The following is a 22794-nucleotide window of genomic DNA, read 5'->3' as shown; positions in this document are numbered from 1 at the left end:
CATAAAAGAAAATAAAGGAGAACAATATGAAAGTAACCGCATTTTTGATCAAATACGGTGAGATTGCCATCAAAGGTAAGAACCGTTATATGTTTGAAGACGCATTAATGAAACAGATCCGTCATGCAATGGCACCAGTCGGGGATTTTAAAGTAAGAAAAGAATCCGGACGTATGTTTGTTGAAGCACAGGATGATTTTGATTACGACGAAGCAGTTGAAGCATTACAGAGAGTCTTCGGTATTGTTGGAATCTGTCCAATGGTCATTGAAGAAAATAAAGATATGGAACATTTGACAGAAACAGTCATCAAGTTTATTGATGAGCAGTATCCAGTCAAAGATTTTACTTTTAAAGTTCATGCAAGAAGAGGAGACAAACAGTTCCCGCTTGACTCCATGGCAATCAACATGGAAATCGGAGGACAGTTATTAGACGCATTCGAGGGAATCAAAGTAGATGTGCACCATCCACAGGTTATGGTAAATATCGAGGTGAGAAAATATATCTATATTTATTCTCAGGAGATCAAAGGACCAGGTGGAATGCCAGTTGGAACTAATGGAAAGGCAATGTTATTGTTATCCGGAGGAATCGACAGTCCTGTTGCTGGATATATGATCGCAAAACGTGGAGTACACATTGATGCAACATATTTCCATGCACCACCATATACAAGTGAGAGAGCAAAACAGAAAGTTGTAGATCTTGCAAAGATCGTAGCAAAATATGCGGGACCGATCAATCTACATGTTGTAAACTTTACAGACATTCAGTTAGCAATTTATGAGAAATGTCCGCATGAAGAATTAACGATCATCATGAGAAGATATATGATGAAGATTGCAGAACATTTTGCAAATGAAGGTGGAAGCCTCGCTTTGATCACAGGTGAGAGCATTGGACAGGTAGCAAGCCAGACAATTCATAACTTAGCAATTACAAATGAAGTATGTAACATGCCAGTATTTAGACCATGTATTGGTATGGATAAGCAGGAAATCGTTGATATTGCAGAAAAGATCGGAACATTTGAGACATCTATTCAGCCATTTGAAGACTGCTGTACGATTTTTGTCGCAAAACATCCGGTTACAAAAGGAAACTTAAAGAGAATTAAGAAATCAGAAGAACATCTTGATGATGTGATTGATGATTTAATGAAAAAAGCCATTGATTCTACAGAAATCATTCATGTAAAATAAATGGCTTAAGCTGATCAAGTATGTCATCAGTTTCATCCGAATCAATCGAAAGCGTTAAAGACTTAGAAAGATTGAGACTTAACATACTCATCAGTGATTTTGCATCCACGACATAATCATTGGCAACGATTTCAAAAGTGCCAGAATGATTGTTCAGGATATCGACAAATGAGTATAGCTCTTTGATGGAATTCAGTTTGATCAATGTATCATACATGGGATAATACTCCTTCCAATTAACAAGGATAGTGTACTCGCATTTGCCGAAAAAGTCAACTAAGAAAGGAATTGTATGAATTTACAAGGAAAAAGAGCAGCTATTGTAACACTTGGCTGTAAGGTAAATCAATATGAAACGGATGCCATGTATGGAATGCTTAAAGAAGCAGGGGTTACGATGGTTGATCCGAAAGAAGCAGCAGATATTTACATTGTAAATACATGTTCCGTAACAAATATGGCGGAACGCAAATCAAGACAGATGCTTCATCGTGCTAAAAAGAAGAATCCAGATGTTGTAGTAGTAGCTGTTGGCTGCTATGCACAGGTTGGAAAAGATGAATTATCAAAAGATACTAATATTGACTTGATCGTTGGGAATAATAAAAAGAAAGACCTGATTAAGATTTTAGAAGAACATATGGGAGAGATGGAATCTGTTGAAGAGTCCATCGAAGTCATTGATATTGCACAGGATCAGGAATATGAATCTTTATATGTAGAACAGTTAAAAGAACATACAAGAGCGTATATCAAAGTTCAAGATGGATGTAACCAGTTTTGTTCTTACTGTATTATTCCTTATGCAAGAGGAAGAGTGCGAAGCCGTAAGGTAGAAGATATCTTAGAAGAGATTGCGAATTTAACAAAACATGGGTGCCAGGAATTTGTTATTACAGGAATTCATGTAACTTCTTATGGAAAAGATCTTGGAGATATTACATTGATCGATCTGCTAGAAGAGATTGCACAAATTGATGGGGTCAAAAGAATCCGTCTGGGATCATTAGAACCTGGATTTATTACAAAAGACACATTAGATCGTCTTTCAAAGATTGAAAGTTTTTGCCCACATTTCCATCTTTCATTGCAGAGTGGATGTGACAGTGTGCTAAAAAGAATGAATCGTAAGTATACAACACAGGATATCAGAGAAAAATGCAAAGCGATCAGAGAACATTTTGAATATCCAGCACTTACAACAGATATTATCGTTGGTTTTCCAGGGGAGACAGATGAAGAATTTGAACAGACAAGAGAATTCTTAGAAGAGATCAATCTCTATGAGATGCACATATTTAAATATTCTATCCGTAAAGGAACACGTGCAGCAGATATGAAGCCACAGATCGATGATCAGATCAAAGCAAAACGCAGCAATATTTTACTGGAAATGTCAAAACAACATCAGAAAGCATTTGAGACAAAACAATTAGGAATGGTCAAAGAAGTGTTGATCGAGGAAAAAATGCACGGAAAAGATCATTATTATACGGGGCACACAAAAGAGTATATGAAAGTTGCACTTTACAGTGAAGAACCATTAGAAAATAAGATCATTAAAGTAAAATTACTACAAGTTTTAGATGATGGATATGTGCTGGCAAAGTGTTAAGTGAATGGAAAATTTTATGATTTCCATTGCTATTTCATACATTTTATATTAAAATGATAAATAAATGAAAGGGACGTGATAATTATGGATAATAATCGAACACAACATTTTTCGGTTGTAAAAGAAGAACTGGATGTACACATGATCTTAGAGCGTGTATACGAAGCACTGCAGGAGAAAGGATATAATCCTGTCAACCAGATGGTAGGATATATTATGTCTGGAGATCCAACATACATTACCAGTCATAACAATGCAAGAAGCATCATCAATAAAGTTGAACGTGATGACTTGATCGAGGCATTGCTTGAGAACTATATTGAGACAAGATTAAAGTAGAGACCGTGATATTATGAGAAGAATATTAGGGTTAGATTATGGGACAAAGACGGTCGGAGTAGCATTAAGTGATGAACTTCGCATTACTGCACAGCCGCTTGAGACGATCACAAGAAAAGATGCGAATAAGTTAAGAAAGACATATGCAAGAATTGAAGAACTTGTGAAAGAATATGATATTGAGAAGATCGTTTTAGGACTCCCAAAGAACATGAATAATACAGTAGGTGAACGCGGAGAAGATACTCTATCTTTCCGCGATGCCTTAGTGCGTCGTACAGGATTAGAAGTAATTCTATGGGACGAGCGCCTGACAACAGTAGCATCAGAGAAAGTGCTGATGGAGAGCGGCGTAAGACGCGAAAACCGTAAGAAAGTGATCGATCAGATCGCTGCATCTATGATTTTACAGGGATATCTTGATTCCCTATAGGAGGAATAGACAATGAGTAAAACAGATAATAAGATTCTTTTTCTGGACGAAGATGGATCAGAGATTGAATTTCGTGTCATAGAACAGACAACGATCGCAGGACATACCTACCTTTTGGTAGAAGATTGTGAAGCATCAAGTGAAGATGAGAGCGTTGTACTGATCATGAAGGAAGTGCAGCTAGAGGATGATTATGTGTCCTATGAGATCGTAGAAGACGATAAAGAACTGGATATGATCTCAGATATTTTTAATGCATTACTAGATGGACTTGAAGTGAGTTTATAATATATATAAGAGTGTTTAAAACAATAGATTGTCAGACTTACAAAGATATGGAGGAAGAAAGTTGAAGGACAATCAGGTAAGACAGCAGGCAAAAACAAAACGAAACAATTATTATTCAAATGATAACAAGAGATCATACAATAAGAATAATTATCAGGCAAGAGGAAGAAGACCAATGCCTAGAAGAAAGCCTAGCTCAGTAAAGATCATTCCACTTGGCGGACTCGGCCAGATTGGAATGAACATCACAGCATTTGAATGCAATAACCAGATTTTGATCGTGGACTGTGGACTTGCGTTTCCAGATGAAGATATGTTAGGAATTGATTTAGTTATTCCTGATATCACATATTTAAAGGACAATGCAAGCAAGATTCGTGGACTGGTTATTACCCATGGTCATGAGGATCATATTGGGGCGATTCCTTATTTTGAGAAGGAATTGAATGTACCGATCTATGCTACAAAACTTACAATGGCACTGATCGAGAATAAATTAAAAGAGCACGGTATCTTAAATAACGTGGAACGCCATGTTGTAACACATGGTGACAAAGTAAAACTTGGAATCTTTAATGTAGAATTTATTAAGACAAATCACAGTATTGCGGATGCAGCAGCACTTGCGATCACAACACCAGCTGGTGTGATCGTGCATACTGGTGACTTTAAGATTGATCATACTCCATTATTTGGAGAAGCAATCGATCTTGCAAGATTTGCAGAACTTGGAAGTAAAGGGGTTCTGGCATTGATGGCAGATAGTACAAACGTAGAACGACAAGGCTATACACCATCGGAGAAGAATGTAGGTAAACGTCTGGATAGTCTGTTTGCAGAACATCTAAAAGGGCGTATGATCATTGCAACATTTGCATCGAATGTGGATCGTGTACAGCATATCATTAATTCCGCACATAAGTATGGAAGAAAAGTTGCAGTAGAAGGACGAAGCATGGTAAATATTATCTCAACAGCGTCCGAATTAGGGTATATCAAGATTCCAAAGAACACATTAATTGAAACTGATCAGATTAAGAATTATCCTGACGATCAGATTGTTTTAATCACAACAGGAAGCCAGGGAGAGACAATGGCAGCATTATCTCGTATGGCAAACTCAACTCACAGAAAAGTATCCATCGTACCAAGTGATACGATCATATTCAGCTCAAGTCCAATCCCTGGAAATGAGAAGAATATTTCAAAGATTATGAATGAACTTGCACTAAAAGGTGCACAGATTGTATTTGAAGATACACATGTTTCTGGGCATGCGTGCCGTGAGGAATTAAGACTTATTTATGCACTGACAAAACCTAAGTATGCAATTCCTGTTCATGGAGAATATCGTCATCTGATGCGTCACCGTGAACTTGCTATTGAGATGGGAATTCCAAAGGAGAATGCATTTGTACTTGCGGAAGGTGATATTCTAGAGCTTAATAAGAGACAAGGAAAGATCACTGGAAAAGTTCAGGCAGGAGGAATCCTAGTTGACGGACTTGGAGTTGGAGATGTTGGTAATATCGTATTGAATGATCGTAAGATGCTGTCTCAGAACGGACTGATCATTGCAACTGTCACATTACAGAAACATGGTAATGTAATTCTTGCAGGACCAGATATTGTATCTCGAGGTTTTGTATATGTTAGAGAATCAGAATCTTTGATGGAAGGTGCAAGAGAAGTTGCAAGAGATGCGGTCGAAGAATGTTTAGAACGTAACATTACCGACTGGGCAAGAATCAAGACAAAGATCAAGGATGAGCTTAGCAATTATATTTGGAAGAAAACAAAGCGTAATCCAATGATTCTTCCAATTATCACAGAGGTTTAAGATGAGTCTTTCAAAACAAAAGAAATTCTTTGAATCAGAAGCATGGCAGCTGTTTTTTAAGACATTAGGCAGAGCATTTTTAATCTGTGCGATTTTCTGTATTTTCTATGGAGCATATTTTGTGGCAGAACAGACATTTTCTAATCAGCCATATAATGCACAGAGCCATAAGAAGGTAACGATCAGCGTCACAGAGAATGAGTCAGAAGAGGAAGTTGCCGAAACACTCGTTTCAAAGAAACTGATTTATGGAAAGGCAAGATTTGTGATCCGCAAATATTTTTCAAAATACAAGAAGAATTCATTTCTTCCTGGAAGGTATGAATTTACACAATCACAGGGAATGGATGATATCATGGGTATTTTATGCGGAGATCACGTATCAGAGGAGATCATACAATGATAGTGGATTTAAATATCACAGAATATATCCGCTCATTGATGAAAGAAGAGAAGAATGATCTAAGTAAGATCGAAGCAGAGGCCAGAGTCAATCACGTTCCGATCGTCAAACCAGAGACGAAAGAACTTTTAAGGACTCTGGTCCTTTTAAAGAAACCGATGAAGATCTTAGAGGTAGGAGCAGCGGTTGGGTTTTCTTCTCTTTATATGAATCGTTACCAGCCAGAAAGTGGAACGATCATAACCATTGAGCGAAATGAAAAACGAATCAAGAAAGCAAAAGAGAATATCAAAAATCAGGGAAAAGAAGATCAGATTACATTGCTTGAAGGTGATGCAATTGAGATTTTAAAAGAATTAGATGGAAAGTATGACCTTATTTTTGTGGATGCAGCGAAGGGACAGTATATTCATTTTTTAGAAGATGTATTAAGATTATTAGCACCAGATGGTGTTTTAGTATCTGATAATGTACTTCAGGATGGAGATGTAGCGAAATCACGTTATGCGATTGAACGAAGAGACCGTACGATCCACAAACGAATGAGAGATTATTTATATACGATCAAGAATCACCCACTGTTAGAGACAACGATCCTTCCAGTAGGAGATGGAGTAGCAATCAGTATTAAGACAGGAGATAACGAATGAGAGACGTTGAATTATTAATTCCAGCAAGTAATTTAGAAGTATTAAAAGTTGCTGTATTATATGGTGCAGACGCTGTTTATATCGGTGGAGAGATGTATGGACTACGTGCCAAAGCGAAAAACTTTTCTATGGAAGATGTCAAGGCCGGAATCGAATTTGCACATAAACATGGAGTGAAAGTTTATATCACAGCCAATATCGTAGCACATAACGAAGACTTAGAAGGAATCAGGAAATATTTCGAAGAATTAAAAGAGATCAAACCAGATGCACTGATCATTTCTGACCCAGGAGTCTTTATGATCGCTAAAGAAGTTTGTCCAGATATCGACCGTCATATCAGTACACAGGCAAATAGCACAAACTATGCGACATACAAGTTTTGGTATGATCAGGGAGCAAGCCGTGTTGTATCCGCAAGAGAATTATCTCTGGAAGAGATTAAGGATATTCGTGCCCACATTCCGGATGATATGGAAATCGAATCATTTATTCACGGAGCAATGTGTATTTCCCATTCTGGAAGATGTCTGTTAAGTAATTACTTTACAGGAAGAAATGCAAATAGCGGAGAATGCACACATCCTTGCAGATGGAAATACTCCGTAATGGAACAGACAAGACCAGGAGAATATATGCCAGTATATGAAAATGAACGTGGAACATATATATTTAACTCCAAAGACTTAAATATGATCGAATACATCGACCAGATCTTAGATGCCGGAATTGACAGCTTAAAGATTGAAGGACGTATGAAAACAGCACTGTATGTTGCAACCGTTGCAAGAACATACAGAAAAGCAATCGATGACTGCAAAGAATCTGTAGAGAAATATAAAGAAAATATGGATTACTACAAAGAAGAGATTGCAAAATGCACATATCGTCAGTTCACAACAGGATTCTATTTCGGAAAGACAGATGAGACATCCCAGATTTATGACAGTAATACTTATATCAAGAATTGCACATATATCGGAATTGTTCAGGGACATAATGACAAAGGATACGCACTTTTAGAGCAGAAGAATAAATTCTCTGTTGGAGAGACAATCGAAGTCATGATTCCAGATGGAACAAACAAAGAAGTTGTTGTAAGAGCAATTGAAGATGAAGACGGAAGAGCTATGGAATCCGCACCACATCCAAAACAGATGGTATATGTTGATTTTGGAGAAGAGATTAAAGATGGATATCTTTTACGCAGACAAGAAGTTGTAGAAGAAGAGAATTAAGATCTATCAACAAAGAATTCAGAATAAAGATGGAAAAGCACTTTTCTAAGTAACTTATCATAGTATGATAAAAAGGCTTAGAAGGGTGCTTTTCTTTTGCAAGAGTTTTTACAACCTTTATCACCAGAGGAAGAACGACATTATCTGATCCTAAGCCGCAAGGGAGATATCAATGCAAGAAATTTGCTAGTGGAACACAATCTTCGCTTAGTTGCACATATTGTAAAGAAATATCATAATTTAGACAGAGAGAAAGAAGATATGCTCTCAATTGGGACGATTGGGCTTATTAAAGCGATCAATACCTACGATATCAGCAAAGGCCATCGCCTTGTAACCTATGCTGCAAGATGTATAGAAAATGAATTATTAATGATGATTCGTCAGGAAAGAAAGACTTCAAAAAATACATCACTTTACGAACCGATCGGTGTCGATAAAGAAGGAAATGAGATTCATCTGTTAGATATTTTAGGGACACAGGAAACAGATTTTCTGAAAAAGATGGAACAAAAAGAAAATATCAAACAGATTTATGACGAATTAGAAAAAATGGAGATGAATAAGGAAAAGAAAACACTGATCATGCGATATGGACTTTATGGAAGAAAGCCAATGACACAAAAAGAAGTAGCAAAAGAGCTTCATATTTCAAGATCTTATGTGAGTCGGATTGAAAAACGTGCGATTATGTTAATAAAAAGTAAAATAAAGACATAAAAAAAGAAAAAAAGGTCCTATTGTAAATTTCAAAATTTGTTATAATAAAACCATAAACACATGAACACCCATTTAAATAATGAAAACTCAAGGGAAAAGGGGCTGTCGCATTAAGCGGCAGTCTTTTTTGTAATGATCTGGAAAATGAAAAAATCTTCACCAAATAAAGAAAATAATTATAAAAATATTCAAAAACTAAGCAGTGATATAAAAAAGTGAAAAAATTTTCATACCATTTCCATGACAAAACAGGTAAGATAATTGCATACAAAACACACGGACCGATAAGGAGGATAAAAATATGGACGCAATGAAAATCGCAAACAGTATCCCAATGTGGCTTGCCTGTGCACTTCCAGTTGCATTTGTCATTTTACAGGCAGTTTTATTTGCAAGGGGTGCTTATAAATCAGGAAAGAAATTAGGACTTAATGACAAACAGATGAAAAAAGCAATGAAAAGCAGTGCGGTAACATCAATCGGACCATCCATCGTTGTATTAAGTGCGATGCTTTCTCTGTTAGTATCTGTTGGCGGACCAATCGGATGGATGAGATTATCTATGATCGGATCCGTTATGTTTGAATCTATCGCAGCAGGACTTGGAACATCCGCTGTTGGAGTGCAGCTTGGAACTGATACTTTAACACCAGAAGCTTTAGGAATGGCCGTATGGACGATGATCCTTTGTTCTATCGGATGGGCATTATTTGCAACATTTTCAGCAAATAAGATGGATAAGATTGAACATAAGATTTCCAAAGGAAACACAGGAACACTAACAACGATTGCTTCCTGTGCCATCATCGGTGTATTCTCAGCAATGTGTGCAAGCCATCTTGCAAAACCATTTTATTCAATGATGATGAAAGCAGACCAGATCACAATGAGCGGAGCATGGAAGAATGCCTTAGCATGTGTGCTTGGAGCAGTGATCATGTTTGTACTTACGAAAGTTGCAAATAAAAAAGATATCGGATGGTTAAAAGAATGGTCTTTAACGATCACAATTCTTGGAGCCATGATCATCACAGCATTAGTATAAGCAGGAGGAAGATACGATGAACAATCAGGATTATTATAATAAAGAATATGTACCACAAGTCAATAAGATCGGTAAGATTACAGGATACCTTGGAGTTCTTCTTTCTTTTACTCCAGCACTTGTATTAGCCATCATCTATGGAATCTTACCAAAACCAGCTGCATTGTTAACTGCATTTATCAGTGGTGCCAGTGCATTTGGAGTGTTATGGTTTGTAGAACCGATCTCTTACTTCCCAGTTGTTGGAGCTGCTGGAACTTATATGGCATTCTTATCTGGAAATATCTCTAATATGAGAATCCCATGTGCAAGTATGGCACAGGTGGCAGCAGATGTAGAGCCAGGAACAGAAAAAGGATCTGTCGTTGCAACTCTTGGAATGGCAGTATCTATCGTAATTAATGTATCTGTTCTTACGATCGGAGCGATCCTTGGAACTTCTGTATTAGCAATGCTTCCAGAAAGTATTAAAGCAGCGTTAAACTACTTATTACCAGCCTTATTTGGAGCTTTATTAGTACAGTTTGGAATGAAAATGAAAAAACACAGTGTCATTATGGTTGTATTTGCGGTCATCTTATATTTCATGATTGGAATGGGATACTTTAACTGGTTACCAGGAGCATCAAACTGGCTTGGAACATTAGGATGCGTCTTCGTAAGTATTGCCGTTGGAATGGCAACCTTAAAAAATACAACAAAGGAATAGAAAGCAGGCGATAAAATGATCAAACAGGATGTTTATGATGAAGTACAAGGCTTAGAATCTTTGTGTCAGGAAATCTGTCATACACTATGGAATCATCCGGAACTATCTGGAAATGAAAGGGAATCCGCCAATTACTTAAGAAAACTTTTGAGTGAAGAAGGATTCACGATTGAAAATAACGAACATTTAGAACATGCATTTATTGCACAATATGGGGAAGGAAAACCAGTTATCGCAATCCTTGGAGAATACGATGCACTTCCTGGATTATCACAAAAAGCAGATGTCACAAGAGAAATGGTATCCGAAGATGGTGTTGGACACGGATGTGGACACCATATGCTAGGCGCCGCAGCCACAACTGCAGCCATTGTGATCAAACGTTTTTTGGAGAAAGGAAATAAAAAAGGAACGGTAAGATTTTATGGATGTCCAGAAGAAGAGCTGTTAAGTGGAAAGGTAAAAATGGCATATTATCATATGTTTGATGGATGTGATGCTGCCGTTACATGGCATCCATCCAGTACAAACATGGCACATGATCATGCATACCTTGCTAATGCATCCGCACATTTTTACTTTCATGGAGTCTCTTCTCATGCAGCATTTGCACCGGAACAGGGAAGAAGCGCTTTGGATGCTGTGGAACTGATGAGTGTTGGAGCAAACTACTTAAGAGAACACGTCATTGACCGCACAAGAATCCATTACTCTACAGACAGTGGCGGATTTGCACCAAATATCGTGCCAGACAAAGCAAGTGCATGGTATTTTGTAAGAGCACCACATATGGCAGATGTCAAAAGTACCATGGAGCGCTTAAAGAAAGTCGCTCAAGGTGCAGCGATGATGACAGAGACAACTGTGGATATCGAAATGGAATGTGGATGCTGCGAGTTATCCACAAATGAAGCATTTGCAGATCTTGCATATGCAAACCTGATCGAAGCAGATGGACCAAAGTACACAAAAGAAGAACTCCAATTTGCAAAAGAGTTGCAGAAAACCGTGGAACAGGGTATCATAGAGAAAGAAAAAAATCTTCACCAAGTCTATGATGAAGCAATGATCTTGGGTGTTTCACCAAGAGATAAGTGGAAAGAAGCAGAACTTAGTGCATCCTCCGATACTGGAGATGTCAGCAGAATCATGCCAACCTGTTTGTTTACAACAGCATGCTGGCCGATCGGATGCTCTCCACATACATGGCAGGCAACCGCAAGCGGAGGAACTTCCATTGGAGATAAAGGTGCCTTATATGCATCCAAAGTGGTAGCAGGAATTGCCTATGATCTCTTCACGAAACCACAGGTCTTAGCGAAGATCACAAAAGAATTTAAGGAACGAAATAAAGAACCATACACACCGATGTATGAAGAATGATCGATATGCAAAGAAGCATCCGGTTCCTATTGATGGGAGCCGGATTTTTTCGTATAGATTGTGTTTCATATAAGAAAATAGATATTATAATAGAAGAAACACGATAAAGAATGGAGGAAACGAAGAATGGGAATCGCCGTCAAGGAATTACTGACACTAGAATATTTTAAAGACTATCATGTTATCGCAGGAAAATCAGGCTTACACAAAGAAATTCAGGGAACAACCCTCCTTGAAGCACCCGATGCCCTGCGCTGGGCAAAAGGAAAAGAGCTGATCCTTTCCTCAGGATATGTATTAGATCAAGAACCAGACTGCCTCGAAGAAGCATTCAAGTCAGGAAGTATGCAGGGAACCTCCGCGATGATGATCAAGCGAGGCCGCTATCTTGACGAGATTCCACAGCGGCTGATCGATCTGTTTGACGAATATGAGATTCCGCTCATCAGTATGCCATTTTCCGTTCCATGGATGGAACTGATGAGTCAGATCAATACCGCGGTGATGAACCGAACGATCCGAAGATTCAAAGTCCACAGCAATAACCATCTGCAAGTATCAGATCAGTCCTACAAAGTCCAGAAAATCAATAAGATCCTTAGAGCCGTAGAGGTCGAGATGAAATTCCCAGCATTTATCTATGATCTTGCCGAAGAAAAAAGCTACTACAGCTCTCCAGACTTTAAACGTATCACAGAATCCTTCGGATTATCCGAAAGTGATTACTGGGAACCATCCATGCCGTATACGAAACATACCTTATGCGATTACATCAACATGGCAAGGATCCGTCTGATCAATCCAGGCAATTTAGCAGGACCACGTGTCAGTTGGATCATTATTCCAATTGTCATGGAAGATATCGTGCAGGCATACTTTGTCGTGATGGAATCCAGAGAATTTATTGATTACTACGATGAATTTGCCATTCGTATCGCTTTTTTAACCTTGCAGGGAGTTTACGAACAGATTATGATCGCAGAAAATATGGGAAATATCGGATTTGAGAACTTCATTCATTTTGCTCTTGATTACACAGAAAAAGATGCTAAGAAACTGTTCTATCAGGCGAATATTCAAGGAATTTCTGTAAATACAGCCTATCAGTACATTGTGTTCCATCAATGTAACGAAGAATATAACGCACGAAATGAAAGAAACACATTTTTGGAAGACTTCCATCAAAGCAAGTTAGGAAAGATCGGAAAGATCGCTTTTCTGGATGAAAATGACGGATTGATCTTATTAGAAGCAGAAAAGATTCACAACAGCACACTCTGGACCAAAGACACAACCACGGATTTATTAAAAGAATTCCAAAGATACATCGGATTAAAATTTGCTGATATGAAATTAGAATTTGGAATCTGTCAGGAAGAAAAGACACTGCTTGAAGTCAGAGAATGTGTAAAAAAATGTCAGAAAGTATTAAAGATGGGAAGTATCATATTCCCAGAAAAAGATATCTGGGAATATGAAATGTTAGGACCTTTAACATGGATTGAAATTCCTGAGAATGAGTTAAAAGAGATGCTGAGGAAGTATAGGGAGTTGATGGAAGAAGAGAAGAATATTGAATTATTAAAGACATTAAAGATCTATCTCGAAAACAATATGAACTACAGTGTGACCGCAGAGAAAATGTATGTGCATATCAATACGATCCGAAAGAGAATTGATAAAGTGAATGATCTGGTGAAGATTGATTGGGAAGATCATGTGGATCGACTGAAGATGGAGATTTTGTTGCAGTTTTTAAAGCTTGATGACGGAAGACTTAAAAATATGTAAAAGGCAATATGGTGCTAAAATGAATAATAGGATGAAACAAATAACAAAGACAAGATGGGACAATCCCTTGTGTTATTTATAAATCAATCATCAATCCCAAATTTATTTTCCAAGGCATCTTCCAAAAGATCAAGTTGATCTTCAAGTTTTTCTATTGTCTTTTCTCTGGATTTGTAAGTTTTGAAACTCAGTTTACCATTTTCATAAGTATGCTCAAATTCATCATCCAGATGATCTAGTTCATCATCTACTACATCGAGTTCCTTTTTTAAAGTGTAAAATCTTTTTTCGTTGACGGATGCATTGGAAGAAGATTTTGCATTGTTTACTTTTTTAGTGAGTTTTTTGATTCTTTTTTTATAAGCCGAAAAATCATAAGAATCATTTTTCGCAGATGAATCAGAGGTAGAAGAATCGGTGGTATTCTTCGTATTGGAAGCAGTTGTTGCAATTTCCTGCGTTGTGGTAGCTTCGGCAGAATCTTTCTTTGAAGAACTGCATCCTGCAAAAGTAAAAATGATAGAACATGCGAATAATAAAAATAATATTTTTTTCATGATAAACTCCTTTCGTTTGGTTGAATTGATTTCTTTTTGTTATAAATATCATAACCAACAAAGATTAAAAGAACATTAAAAATGAAAACTAGATTCAGAAAACAGATTGTATTATAATAAAGACATTATGAGAATATTAGTTGTTGAAGATGAAAAAGATTTAAGAAATATTATAAAGAAACGTCTGGTAAGAGAACATTACAGTGTGGATGTCTGTGGAGATGGAGAAGAAGCTTTAGATTACATGGAAATGACATCATATGATGGAATTCTTCTCGATATTATGCTTCCTGGGAAGGATGGTTTTACAGTTTTAAAGGAAGTTAGACAGACTGGAAATGATACCCCGATTCTTTTACTGACAGCCAGAGATGGCATTGATGACCGAGTAAAGGGGCTTGATCTTGGAGCCGATGATTATTTGATCAAACCATTTGCGTTTGAAGAGCTACTTGCAAGAATTCGTGTGATGATGCGAAGAAAACCACAATTTATAACGAATCAGTTAAAGGTTGCAGATCTTATTCTGGATCGAGATACGAAAGTTGTAACAAGAGCTGGAAAAGAGATTAGTTTGTCATCAAAAGAATTTATGGTGTTAGAATGTCTGATGCGCAATCAGAATATCGTGATGACAAGGCAGCAGATTGAACAAAATGCCTGGAATTATGACTTTGAAGGAGGATCGAATGTGATTGATGTATATATCCGCTATCTGAGAAAGAAAATTGATGCTGGATATGACAAAAAATTGATTCATACAGTGCGTGGGACAGGTTATGTGATGAGGAAAGAATGATGAAGCAGATGACGATCAAGAAAAAGATCACGTTGTGGTATACAGGGATCATTGCGCTTATTTTGGGAATGGTTCTTGGCTTTATGTTTTACTTTGTCGATAAAGTCGGGATTTCAGCGACGGAAGAAGAAGTCAGTACAGCAGTGACAGGATTTTCTTCGAATTTCCAGTTTCAGGATGGAACCTATTATTTATCAGAAGATACCAAGTTTTATGAAGATGGAGTCATGTTTTGTGTATATGACGACAATGGAAAATTACTGTATGGTACAATGCCAGAGAAATTTCCGAAACAGACAATGTTAAAATCCCATACACCAAGGGTTATTAAATCAGGCAGCAGTAAATGGATGGTATATGATAGTGTATATACCTATGGACAAAATAAGGTAATATGGATCAGGGGAATCACATCCATTCATGCAATCGAAGTATTTATGACAACATCTCAGAAAATGATGCTCGTTTTATATCCATTGTTTATTTTATTGATCGGAACGACAGGATATTTTATGTTGAAACGTGCATTAAAGCAAGTTGATCGAATCTGTGATCAGGTAGAAACCATCAGTTATGGAAAGGATCTTACAAAAAGACTTCCATTGCCAAAAGCAAGAGATGAATTGTATGAACTATCACAGAAATTTAATCAAATGTTCGAAAGACTGGAACAATCCTTTGAAAAAGAGCAACAGTTTACAGCAGATGTATCCCATGAACTTCGAACTCCAGTGACTGTGATCATTTCTCAATGTGAATATTTAATAGAAGATCCAACATTAGAAAAAGGAGAAAAAGAAGAGATCATGATCATTTTAAGGCAGGCAAGGCGTATGTCAAAATTGATCAGTGAGATGCTAATGATCGCAAGGGGTGAGATGAAAGAATCTTATGATATGGAAGAGGTGGATCTTGGACTATTGACAGAAGTTGTTGTAGAAGAATTGCAAGAGCAGGCAAATAAAAAGAAGATACAGATATCTGTTTCCAATGATTTGGATATAAAGATGATGGGAAATCATACGTTATTATTACGAATGATGATGAATCTTGTTCAGAATGCGATCAGCTATGGAAAAGAACATGGCCATATTGAGATTTTGTGGAAAAATCAGGGAGAATTGATCATAGGAGAAGTAAAAGATGATGGGATTGGAATTGATCAAAAACATCTACCTAAGATCTGGGATCGATTTTACAGGGTAGATAAAAGCCGCTCCAGAGAAAATGGAGGAACAGGACTTGGTCTTTCAATGGTTCGTTTTATCGTAGCAGTACATGGTGGAAAAATACGAGTGGAAAGTAAAAAAGGAGAAGGAACAAGTTTTATATTTCAGTTTCCAAAAGAAAGTATTAAATGAAAAAGGATAGATGCCATAGAATCAAGGCATCTATCCTTTTTACAATCATCATAAAATTACTGAATATGTTTCAATCCTTTACAAATACTATCAAGAACAAAATCATCTCCAAGAGAAGTATCCAGTGTTAGATGATAATTTCTGGATAATCCCCAAGGCTGATGTGTATAATAATGATAGTTATCAGAACGTTTTCGGTTCATCTCAATTGCTTTGGTCAGTGCTGCATCATGTGATAAATTTTCGGTTCTCATAATTCGTTTCACACGGTATTCAGCGGGGGCATGTAAAAATATTCGCATGCAATGAGGACGGTTTCTTAAGATATAATCTGCACAACGACCGATCACAACACAATTTCCTTTGGAAGCAAGATCAAGAATTACCTTAGATTCTGCCGCAAAGATATTATCTTTAGGAGCTGGGTTTTGTGGTGCATGAGAGTATGCTTGATTGACAAGGTCATAGAGAAGAGAGCTTCGCATCTGTTCATCATTATTCTTAATAAATTCAGGATCATAACCAGTAGATCCGGCAGCCATCTGAATGATCTCATTGTCATAGAAATCAAATCCAAGACGTTTCGCAAGAGCTTCTCCAAGATCATGTCCACCGCTTCCATATTCACGTGCGATTGCAATGACAGTAGGAGTATTTGCTGAATCTGCAGAAACTTCGGAATTTTCGGCAGTCTGTGATTCTGTGAAAAGCATAGGTTCCACAAAAGATAAGAAACGTCCAAGCAAACGTGCGATAAATCCAACAAGCAAAGCGGCAATGATAGTACCTTCACGAACACCGTCTAATTTACCTGCGAATACAAAGGAAAGAACACCAGCGATCACTGTCATAGATACGTCAAAACAGATCTTAGTGACACCGAATTCTGTATGCCATGTCATTACAATGGCACGAACAAAAGATTCCCCAGGAAGCATCGCAACATTAGCAAGTACTTCGGTATACACACCAAATCCAAGAATCAGACATCCAATTAACAGATAGATCAATTTCATCAGATATAAATGAGGGTTTACGAATCCAAGAAGGATCATAGACCAGTCAATAAAATACCCAAATAATACAGAAATCGGAATCTGTAAAAAATGTTCTAGTTTAAAATTTTTTCTTAAGATCAGCAACTGTAAAAAGATTAAAAACAGACTGAAGAAAATTGTGAAATTTCCAAGTGTAAATGGGAAATTAAGACTTAGTACATAAGGAATTGATGAAATTGGTGATGTACCAAGACTTGCTTTTGTGATCAGGGCAACTCCAAGGGAGTTAATGTAAAGTCCAATAAAAAAGATGATATAACGTTTTAGTTTTTCCATGATGTAATTTACTCCTCTTTTGTAATATTTTGATATAGTTTTTCAAAGATCTTTAAAAACTGTTCCTTTTCAGTATTAGAAATTCCAGAAAAAACTTCATGTTCAAGAGTCAAGAAAGCTTTTTCAATCGATTCAGACTGTTCCATCCCATAATCGGTAAGGAAAATATGATATGACCGGCGGTTTCCATTTAAGATTTTACGTTCGATCATGTTTTGTTTTTCCATTCGATTCAAAATGGAAGTTAAGGAAGCTGGTTCGATATGACAAGCATGGGCAATGTCTTTTTGACTGGCACCATTATGATATCGAAGATGGTCTAAGACCTTAGGCTGGCCAGTTGATAAACCAAGCGGCTTTAAGATGGCCATGACTTTCTTCTGGAATCCTAAATGATTGGACATCAGAAGGTAGTGGTAAGATGATTCATACATATATTATGATGCTCCTTTATGATTAGAAAGCTAATAGTTAGAATTCTAACTATTGCGACGTTCATTATTATAAGACAAAGGAAAGCATCCTGTCAAGAAGATTTCTTTCAAAAATCATAAGACAAGCAAAGGAAAATCAAGTATAATAGACCACAGACAGAAAAGAAACATACCATATATAGAGAAAGAAATTGTTTCAAAAGATAAGGAAGGGAAGAATCATGACATTAACACAGTTAAGATATATTATTGCGATCGCAGATACAGGATCTATGAATGAAGCAGCAAAAAGCCTATTTATTTCACAGCCAAGTCTGTCTCTAGCAGTAAAAGAATTAGAAAAAGAAATCGGGACAGAACTGTTTAAGAGAAGTAACCGTGGAGTATCCGTTACACAGGAGGGAATGGAATTTCTAAGTTATGCAAGACAGGTTGTAGAGCAATATCAGTTGATGGAATCACGTTATATTGAAAAGAAGAATATTAAGAAGAAATTTGGGGTTTCCATGCAGCATTATACATTTGCGGTAAATGCATTTGTAGAAATGGTCAAACAGTTCGGGATGGATGAATATGAATTTGCAGTTAGAGAAACAAAGACATATGAAGTGATTCAAGATGTCAAAGATTTTCACAGCGAAATAGGGATTCTTTATATGAATGAATTTAATAAGAAAGTATTAAGCAAGATGCTGCAGGAATCGGGGTTGGAATTCCATCCATTATTGGAATGCGGAATTTACGTTTATATGTGGAAAGGGCATCCATTGGCAGACAAAGAGGAAATTTCAATCGAAGAGCTGGAAGAGTATCCATGCTTGTCCTTTGAACAAGGAGAATATAATTCCTTTTACTTTGCAGAAGAAGTATTAAGTACTTATGAATATAAACGTTTGATCAAAGCAAATGACCGAGCAACAATGCTGAATCTTATGGTTGGATTAAATGGATATACCTTATGTTCAGGAATTATATGTGAAAGTTTAAATGGTGACGATTACTGTGCAGTGAAACTGAAATCTGATGAAGTAATGACGATTGGCTATATCAAGCGAAAAGGAGTCGCGATCAGCCCATTGGGCGAGAAGTACTTGGAAGAAATCAAAAAGTATAAAGCTATGGGCGATGATTCTGGATATAAAGATCTTTTATAATAAGCAATATAAAAGAAATTATAAAAATAAGGGTACACCGGAAATTAATTTGATCCTTATTAAGTCCTTCAAGAAAATCTTTTGTAGGTCCTTATTTGACTTATTTTAGAACGTTAGCTATATCTTTCTGATTTACTGGTATAGGAAGAGTGTTAAATATATTAGTTTGTCTTGCTATAGGTTATAGCTATAACCAGATGTTGACTTTTCATATTGGACAAGTAGGAAATAAGATGGTAAGATAAGTTTGTAATCAAGAAAGACAACAAACAAAATTAAAAATAAAAGTCAACAAAGGAGATAGAAATTATGAGTAAAGAAAGAAATTATAAGTTTGAAACATTACAGTTACACGTAGGACAGGAACAGCCAGATCCAGTAACAGATTCAAGAGCAGTACCTATTTATCAGACATCATCTTATGTATTTAGAAACTGCGATCACGCAGCAGCTCGTTTTGGACTTGCAGATGCAGGTAACATCTATGGAAGATTAACAAACCCAACAGAAGATGTGTTTGAACAGAGAATCGCAGCACTTGAAGGTGGAGTTGCAGCATTAGCAGTAGCATCTGGAGCAGCAGCTATTACATATGCGATCGAAAATATCACAAAAGCAGGAGATCATGTCGTTGCAGCGAAAAATATTTATGGTGGAACATACAACTTCTTAGAGCATACATTACCAGATTACGGAATCGAAACAACATTCGTAGACATTTTCAATGAAGATGAAGTAAGAGGAGCAATCAAAGAAAACACAAAATTATTATTTATCGAAACATTAGGAAATCCAAACTCAGACGTTGTAGACATTGAGAAAGCAGCAGCGATCGCTCATGAACATAATATTCCACTGATCGTAGATAACACATTTGCAACACCATATCTTGTAAGACCAATCGAATACGGAGCAGACATCGTTGTACATTCTGCAACAAAATTCATCGGTGGTCACGGAACAACAATTGGTGGTGTTATTGTTGATGGTGGTAAATTCGATTGGGAAGCATCAGGAAAATTCCCATCATTAGTAGAACCAAACCCAAGTTATCATGGAGTAAGCTTTACAAAAGATGTTGGAGCAGCAGCATTCGTAACAAAGATTAGAGCATTATTACTTCGCGACACAGGAGCAACATTATCTCCAGTACACGCATTCATCTTCTTACAGGGATTAGAAACATTATCCTTAAGAGTAGAACGTCATGTACAGAATGCATTAAAAGTAGTAGAATACCTGAAAAATCATCCAGCAGTAGAAAAAGTAAACCATCCATCTGTATCTGACGACCCAGAACAGCAGAAATTATACAAGAAATACTTCCCTAACGGTGGAGGATCTATCTTCACATTTGAAATCAAAGGTGATGCACAGAAAGCAAAAGATTTCATCGACCACTTAGAGTTATTCTCATTGCTTGCAAATGTAGCAGACGTAAAATCTTTAGTAATTCATCCAGCATCTACAACACATTCTCAGATGACTGAAGAAGAATTATTAGGATCAGGAATCAAACCTAACACAATCCGTCTGTCAATTGGTACAGAAAATATTGATGATATCATCGAAGACTTAGACGAAGCTTTTAAAGCAGTACAGTAAGAATATTTCTTGCAAAACACAATAATTAAAACATTAATGTCAATTTTCCTAAAAAATAATATAATCTCGACCATATAAAAAAAGCATCAAGATAAGGTATTGGAAAGTACCTATCTTGGTGCTTTTTAGCTTATATAGAAGTCTTTATTATTGACTCTTTATAATTTGTTGATTTTATCGATGAAAGTATTTATTTTTTCAGATAATGATTGTTTTATTGTATGAAACATGTCATGAATCGTGGCTTTCTTTCGGAATAAAAACAAAAGAATCAAAATCAAAACAACAACAGGAATGCCCCATTTTAAAACATTCATCCAAAAGCTTGCAGCTGTATTGCCTTGATAATTAGCCTGAAAGCTGTTTCCAGTCAATTCAAAATCGCAAAGATCATGGATATTTTCATCTGAATGAACAAGTTCGGAGATCGTTTTTGTCGATGTATTTTGTTTTGTCTTGTTCTTTACATTGTGTGCAGGTGTAATAGACACTGAAATAGATTCTTTTGGATTGATCGAAGCAAAAATATAATGACCAGATAGTTTTTTACCATTTTCATTGAAAGGCAATGCAATTTTATCCGAAAAATTAATTTTTCTACCAGCAGTCAGGGAAAAATGCTCTTTTGCAGTCATTGCACTGTTCTTAAACAATGCTGAAAAATCCTTATTACATTCAGAGATACTTCCTGTTTGTACAAAAGATAAAGTAATAGTTTTGGTGCCACTTAAAGTTACATCACTGATCGTAGGTCCCTGAAACTGTTTTTTGAGGATGGATAATTGATGAGTGGTGATCATTTTTCTAAAGGAAAAAGAAACCTTGCGTCGGATATCTTTTGATGTATTCCACACAACAGCAATCTCATATTTAGAAATTGGTTGTGTAATGGAAGAAGTAAAACTGATTTCTTTGTCCTTGATCGAGTCATTAAAAATCTGTTTACCATTAAATGTATAAGTGACAGGGACACTTCCTTTTTTGGAAAGAAAGTTTGATACGTCCAGAGATTCCTTGTAATTGATCTTAAGTTTAAATGGATTGTCCTCACTGCATGTAGAATTATAGGTCCCAAAGGAACTTTTAGAGTGAAGAACAGATCTTGTTTTCTGTGCAAGATCAGAAAAATTATTAGCATTAAAACTTATACATAAAGTTTTTCCATCGGAAGTATTCTCCCATGTAATATCATTTCTATCAAAATAAGAACGGATCTTTCCGGAATTTTGATCTAATGTTTTCTGTGGAATATTAAATTTTATTTTTCTTGTAAGTTTTCCAGATTTTTCCGTTATAGTATCAATATCAATCGATGATAATGGAACATATGTCATCTCATTAATGTTGATCTTATCTTTTGTCTCATAAGTTTTTCCAAGGAAGGAAATCTGAGTTGTTTTTAAATCCCATAGGTCGGATGAAGAGTCTTTATCAATATATTTTTTCTCATATAGTGCTGTGTAAAGCCATGTCATTAAATCTTTAGATGTAAAGTTTTCTTTATAAATAAGCCCATTTACAAATGGAGAATCTCCATATTCATAAGTGATATCCGGCGAAAAATTAAGAAGATCACTAACTTTTTTCTTATAATCATCCAGAGATGAAAATCTTAGATAAAATGTATAAGTATCATTCTCACCATCTGAAGATGAAGTATAAGTAAGAGAATCTGGGCAAGATTCTTTGATCAGTTTGTTAAGATCTTCTTTACTTCCTTTGAAATAAGCATTAAAATCGCGGGAAGAAAAGGTACAAGACATTGTTCTTGTACCTGAAAAGTCTTTATTGAGTTTTATCTTGCTGCTAAGGTTTACACCACATCCGCTTAAAAGAAGCAGAGACAACAGCATAGTTAAAAGAAAAACTTTTTTCTTCATATATAAGGTTC

At 36.4% G+C, this 22794-nt stretch carries 23 protein-coding genes; 18 read left to right on the top strand and 5 right to left on the bottom strand.

The window, feature by feature from the left end:
• Positions 1–26: 26 nt before the first annotated feature.
• Positions 27–1205 carry a tRNA uracil 4-sulfurtransferase ThiI gene (gene thiI / locus OCV53_RS10525; protein WP_055198198.1) on the top strand — a complete coding sequence of 393 codons (1179 nt, stop codon included), beginning with the start codon at positions 27–29 and terminating at the stop codon, positions 1203–1205.
• On the opposite strand, the gene OCV53_RS10520 is transcribed toward thiI, so the two are convergent.
• Positions 1189–1422 carry an HPr family phosphocarrier protein gene (locus OCV53_RS10520; protein ID WP_022374110.1) on the bottom strand — a complete coding sequence of 78 codons (234 nt, stop codon included), beginning with the start codon at positions 1420–1422 and terminating at the stop codon, positions 1189–1191. The genes thiI and OCV53_RS10520 overlap by 17 nt on opposite strands.
• A 75-nt stretch (positions 1423–1497) precedes the next feature.
• On the opposite strand from OCV53_RS10520, the gene mtaB reads away from it, so the two are divergent.
• The 13 genes from mtaB to OCV53_RS10455 all read left to right on the top strand — a co-directional run bounded on the left by mtaB (position 1498) and on the right by OCV53_RS10455 (position 13659).
• Complete coding sequence (gene mtaB, locus OCV53_RS10515; RefSeq protein WP_055198195.1) at positions 1498–2820, top strand: tRNA (N(6)-L-threonylcarbamoyladenosine(37)-C(2))-methylthiotransferase MtaB; 1323 nt, start codon at positions 1498–1500, stop codon at positions 2818–2820.
• An 84-nt stretch (positions 2821–2904) separates the two neighbouring features.
• Positions 2905–3159: an IreB family regulatory phosphoprotein gene (locus OCV53_RS10510; RefSeq protein WP_055198193.1), complete on the top strand. Its 255-nt coding sequence runs from the start codon at positions 2905–2907 to the stop codon at positions 3157–3159.
• Positions 3160–3172: 13 nt separating this feature from the next.
• Positions 3173–3592 carry a Holliday junction resolvase RuvX gene (ruvX, locus tag OCV53_RS10505; RefSeq protein WP_022374637.1) on the top strand — a complete coding sequence of 140 codons (420 nt, stop codon included), beginning with the start codon at positions 3173–3175 and terminating at the stop codon, positions 3590–3592.
• Positions 3593–3604: 12 nt separating this feature from the next.
• The gene (locus tag OCV53_RS10500) at positions 3605–3880 is read left to right on the top strand and encodes a DUF1292 domain-containing protein (RefSeq protein WP_022374638.1); all 276 of its coding nucleotides are present in this window, start codon (positions 3605–3607) and stop codon (positions 3878–3880) included.
• 175 nt (positions 3881–4055) lie between these two features.
• A complete protein-coding gene (locus OCV53_RS10495; protein ID WP_055198321.1) occupies positions 4056–5720 on the top strand; it encodes a ribonuclease J in 1665 nt (554 codons plus the stop codon).
• A gap of 1 nt (position 5721) precedes the next feature.
• A complete protein-coding gene (locus OCV53_RS10490) occupies positions 5722–6123 on the top strand; it encodes a hypothetical protein (RefSeq protein WP_055198191.1) in 402 nt (133 codons plus the stop codon).
• Positions 6120–6773, top strand: a complete 654-nt coding sequence (locus OCV53_RS10485; protein ID WP_055198189.1) for an O-methyltransferase — start codon at positions 6120–6122, stop codon at positions 6771–6773. The genes OCV53_RS10490 and OCV53_RS10485 overlap by 4 nt, the downstream gene beginning before the upstream one ends.
• The gene (locus OCV53_RS10480) at positions 6770–8011 is read left to right on the top strand and encodes a peptidase U32 family protein (RefSeq protein ID WP_055198187.1); all 1242 of its coding nucleotides are present in this window, start codon (positions 6770–6772) and stop codon (positions 8009–8011) included. Before OCV53_RS10485 ends, OCV53_RS10480 begins: the two co-directional genes overlap by 4 nt.
• Before the next feature lie 96 nt (positions 8012–8107).
• Complete coding sequence (sigK, locus tag OCV53_RS10475; protein ID WP_055198185.1) at positions 8108–8731, top strand: RNA polymerase sporulation sigma factor SigK; 624 nt, start codon at positions 8108–8110, stop codon at positions 8729–8731.
• Positions 8732–9032: 301 nt separating this feature from the next.
• Positions 9033–9776: a DUF5058 family protein gene (locus OCV53_RS10470; RefSeq protein ID WP_055198183.1), complete on the top strand. Its 744-nt coding sequence runs from the start codon at positions 9033–9035 to the stop codon at positions 9774–9776.
• 16 nt (positions 9777–9792) lie between these two features.
• Positions 9793–10485 carry a hypothetical protein gene (locus OCV53_RS10465; protein WP_055198181.1) on the top strand — a complete coding sequence of 231 codons (693 nt, stop codon included), beginning with the start codon at positions 9793–9795 and terminating at the stop codon, positions 10483–10485.
• Between the two features lie 15 nt (positions 10486–10500).
• Complete coding sequence (locus OCV53_RS10460) at positions 10501–11868, top strand: amidohydrolase (protein WP_055198179.1); 1368 nt, start codon at positions 10501–10503, stop codon at positions 11866–11868.
• Positions 11869–11994: 126 nt separating this feature from the next.
• Positions 11995–13659 (top strand): PucR family transcriptional regulator, encoded by a 1665-nt coding sequence (locus tag OCV53_RS10455; RefSeq protein WP_022375404.1) that lies wholly within the window; start codon positions 11995–11997, stop codon positions 13657–13659.
• 83 nt (positions 13660–13742) lie between these two features.
• Here the strand turns inward: OCV53_RS10455 and OCV53_RS10450 are convergent, their stop codons facing one another.
• Positions 13743–14216 carry a hypothetical protein gene (locus OCV53_RS10450; protein ID WP_022375403.1) on the bottom strand — a complete coding sequence of 158 codons (474 nt, stop codon included), beginning with the start codon at positions 14214–14216 and terminating at the stop codon, positions 13743–13745.
• A gap of 127 nt (positions 14217–14343) precedes the next feature.
• On the opposite strand from OCV53_RS10450, the gene OCV53_RS10445 reads away from it, so the two are divergent.
• Together OCV53_RS10445 and OCV53_RS10440 are read left to right on the top strand one after the other, a co-directional pair.
• On the top strand, positions 14344–15015 hold the full coding sequence (locus OCV53_RS10445) for a response regulator transcription factor (protein ID WP_022375402.1): 672 nt from the start codon (positions 14344–14346) through the stop codon (positions 15013–15015).
• Complete coding sequence (locus OCV53_RS10440) at positions 15012–16376, top strand: HAMP domain-containing sensor histidine kinase (RefSeq protein WP_242852160.1); 1365 nt, start codon at positions 15012–15014, stop codon at positions 16374–16376. Before OCV53_RS10445 ends, OCV53_RS10440 begins: the two co-directional genes overlap by 4 nt.
• 56 nt (positions 16377–16432) lie before the next feature.
• On the opposite strand, the gene OCV53_RS10435 is transcribed toward OCV53_RS10440, so the two are convergent.
• Positions 16433–17710: a cytidylate kinase family protein gene (locus OCV53_RS10435; RefSeq protein ID WP_055198175.1), complete on the bottom strand. Its 1278-nt coding sequence runs from the start codon at positions 17708–17710 to the stop codon at positions 16433–16435.
• A gap of 8 nt (positions 17711–17718) precedes the next feature.
• Positions 17719–18144, bottom strand: a complete 426-nt coding sequence (locus OCV53_RS10430; protein ID WP_055198174.1) for a MarR family winged helix-turn-helix transcriptional regulator — start codon at positions 18142–18144, stop codon at positions 17719–17721.
• A gap of 221 nt (positions 18145–18365) precedes the next feature.
• On the opposite strand from OCV53_RS10430, the gene OCV53_RS10425 reads away from it, so the two are divergent.
• Both OCV53_RS10425 and OCV53_RS10420 read left to right on the top strand, forming a co-directional pair.
• Positions 18366–19298: a LysR family transcriptional regulator gene (locus OCV53_RS10425; RefSeq protein ID WP_055198172.1), complete on the top strand. Its 933-nt coding sequence runs from the start codon at positions 18366–18368 to the stop codon at positions 19296–19298.
• A 309-nt stretch (positions 19299–19607) separates the two neighbouring features.
• Complete coding sequence (locus OCV53_RS10420) at positions 19608–20903, top strand: O-acetylhomoserine aminocarboxypropyltransferase/cysteine synthase family protein (protein ID WP_055198170.1); 1296 nt, start codon at positions 19608–19610, stop codon at positions 20901–20903.
• Positions 20904–21061: 158 nt separating this feature from the next.
• Here the strand turns inward: OCV53_RS10420 and OCV53_RS10415 are convergent, their stop codons facing one another.
• The gene (locus OCV53_RS10415; RefSeq protein WP_055198168.1) at positions 21062–22783 is read right to left on the bottom strand and encodes a hypothetical protein; all 1722 of its coding nucleotides are present in this window, start codon (positions 22781–22783) and stop codon (positions 21062–21064) included.
• Positions 22784–22794 lie beyond the last annotated feature (11 nt).

This window comes from Anaerostipes amylophilus (assembly GCF_025567365.1).
Taxonomy (GTDB): Bacteria; Bacillota; Clostridia; order Lachnospirales; family Lachnospiraceae; genus Anaerostipes; species Anaerostipes amylophilus.
Note: the sequence above shows the minus strand (reverse complement) of the source record. Positions and strands in the feature narration are given on the sequence as shown.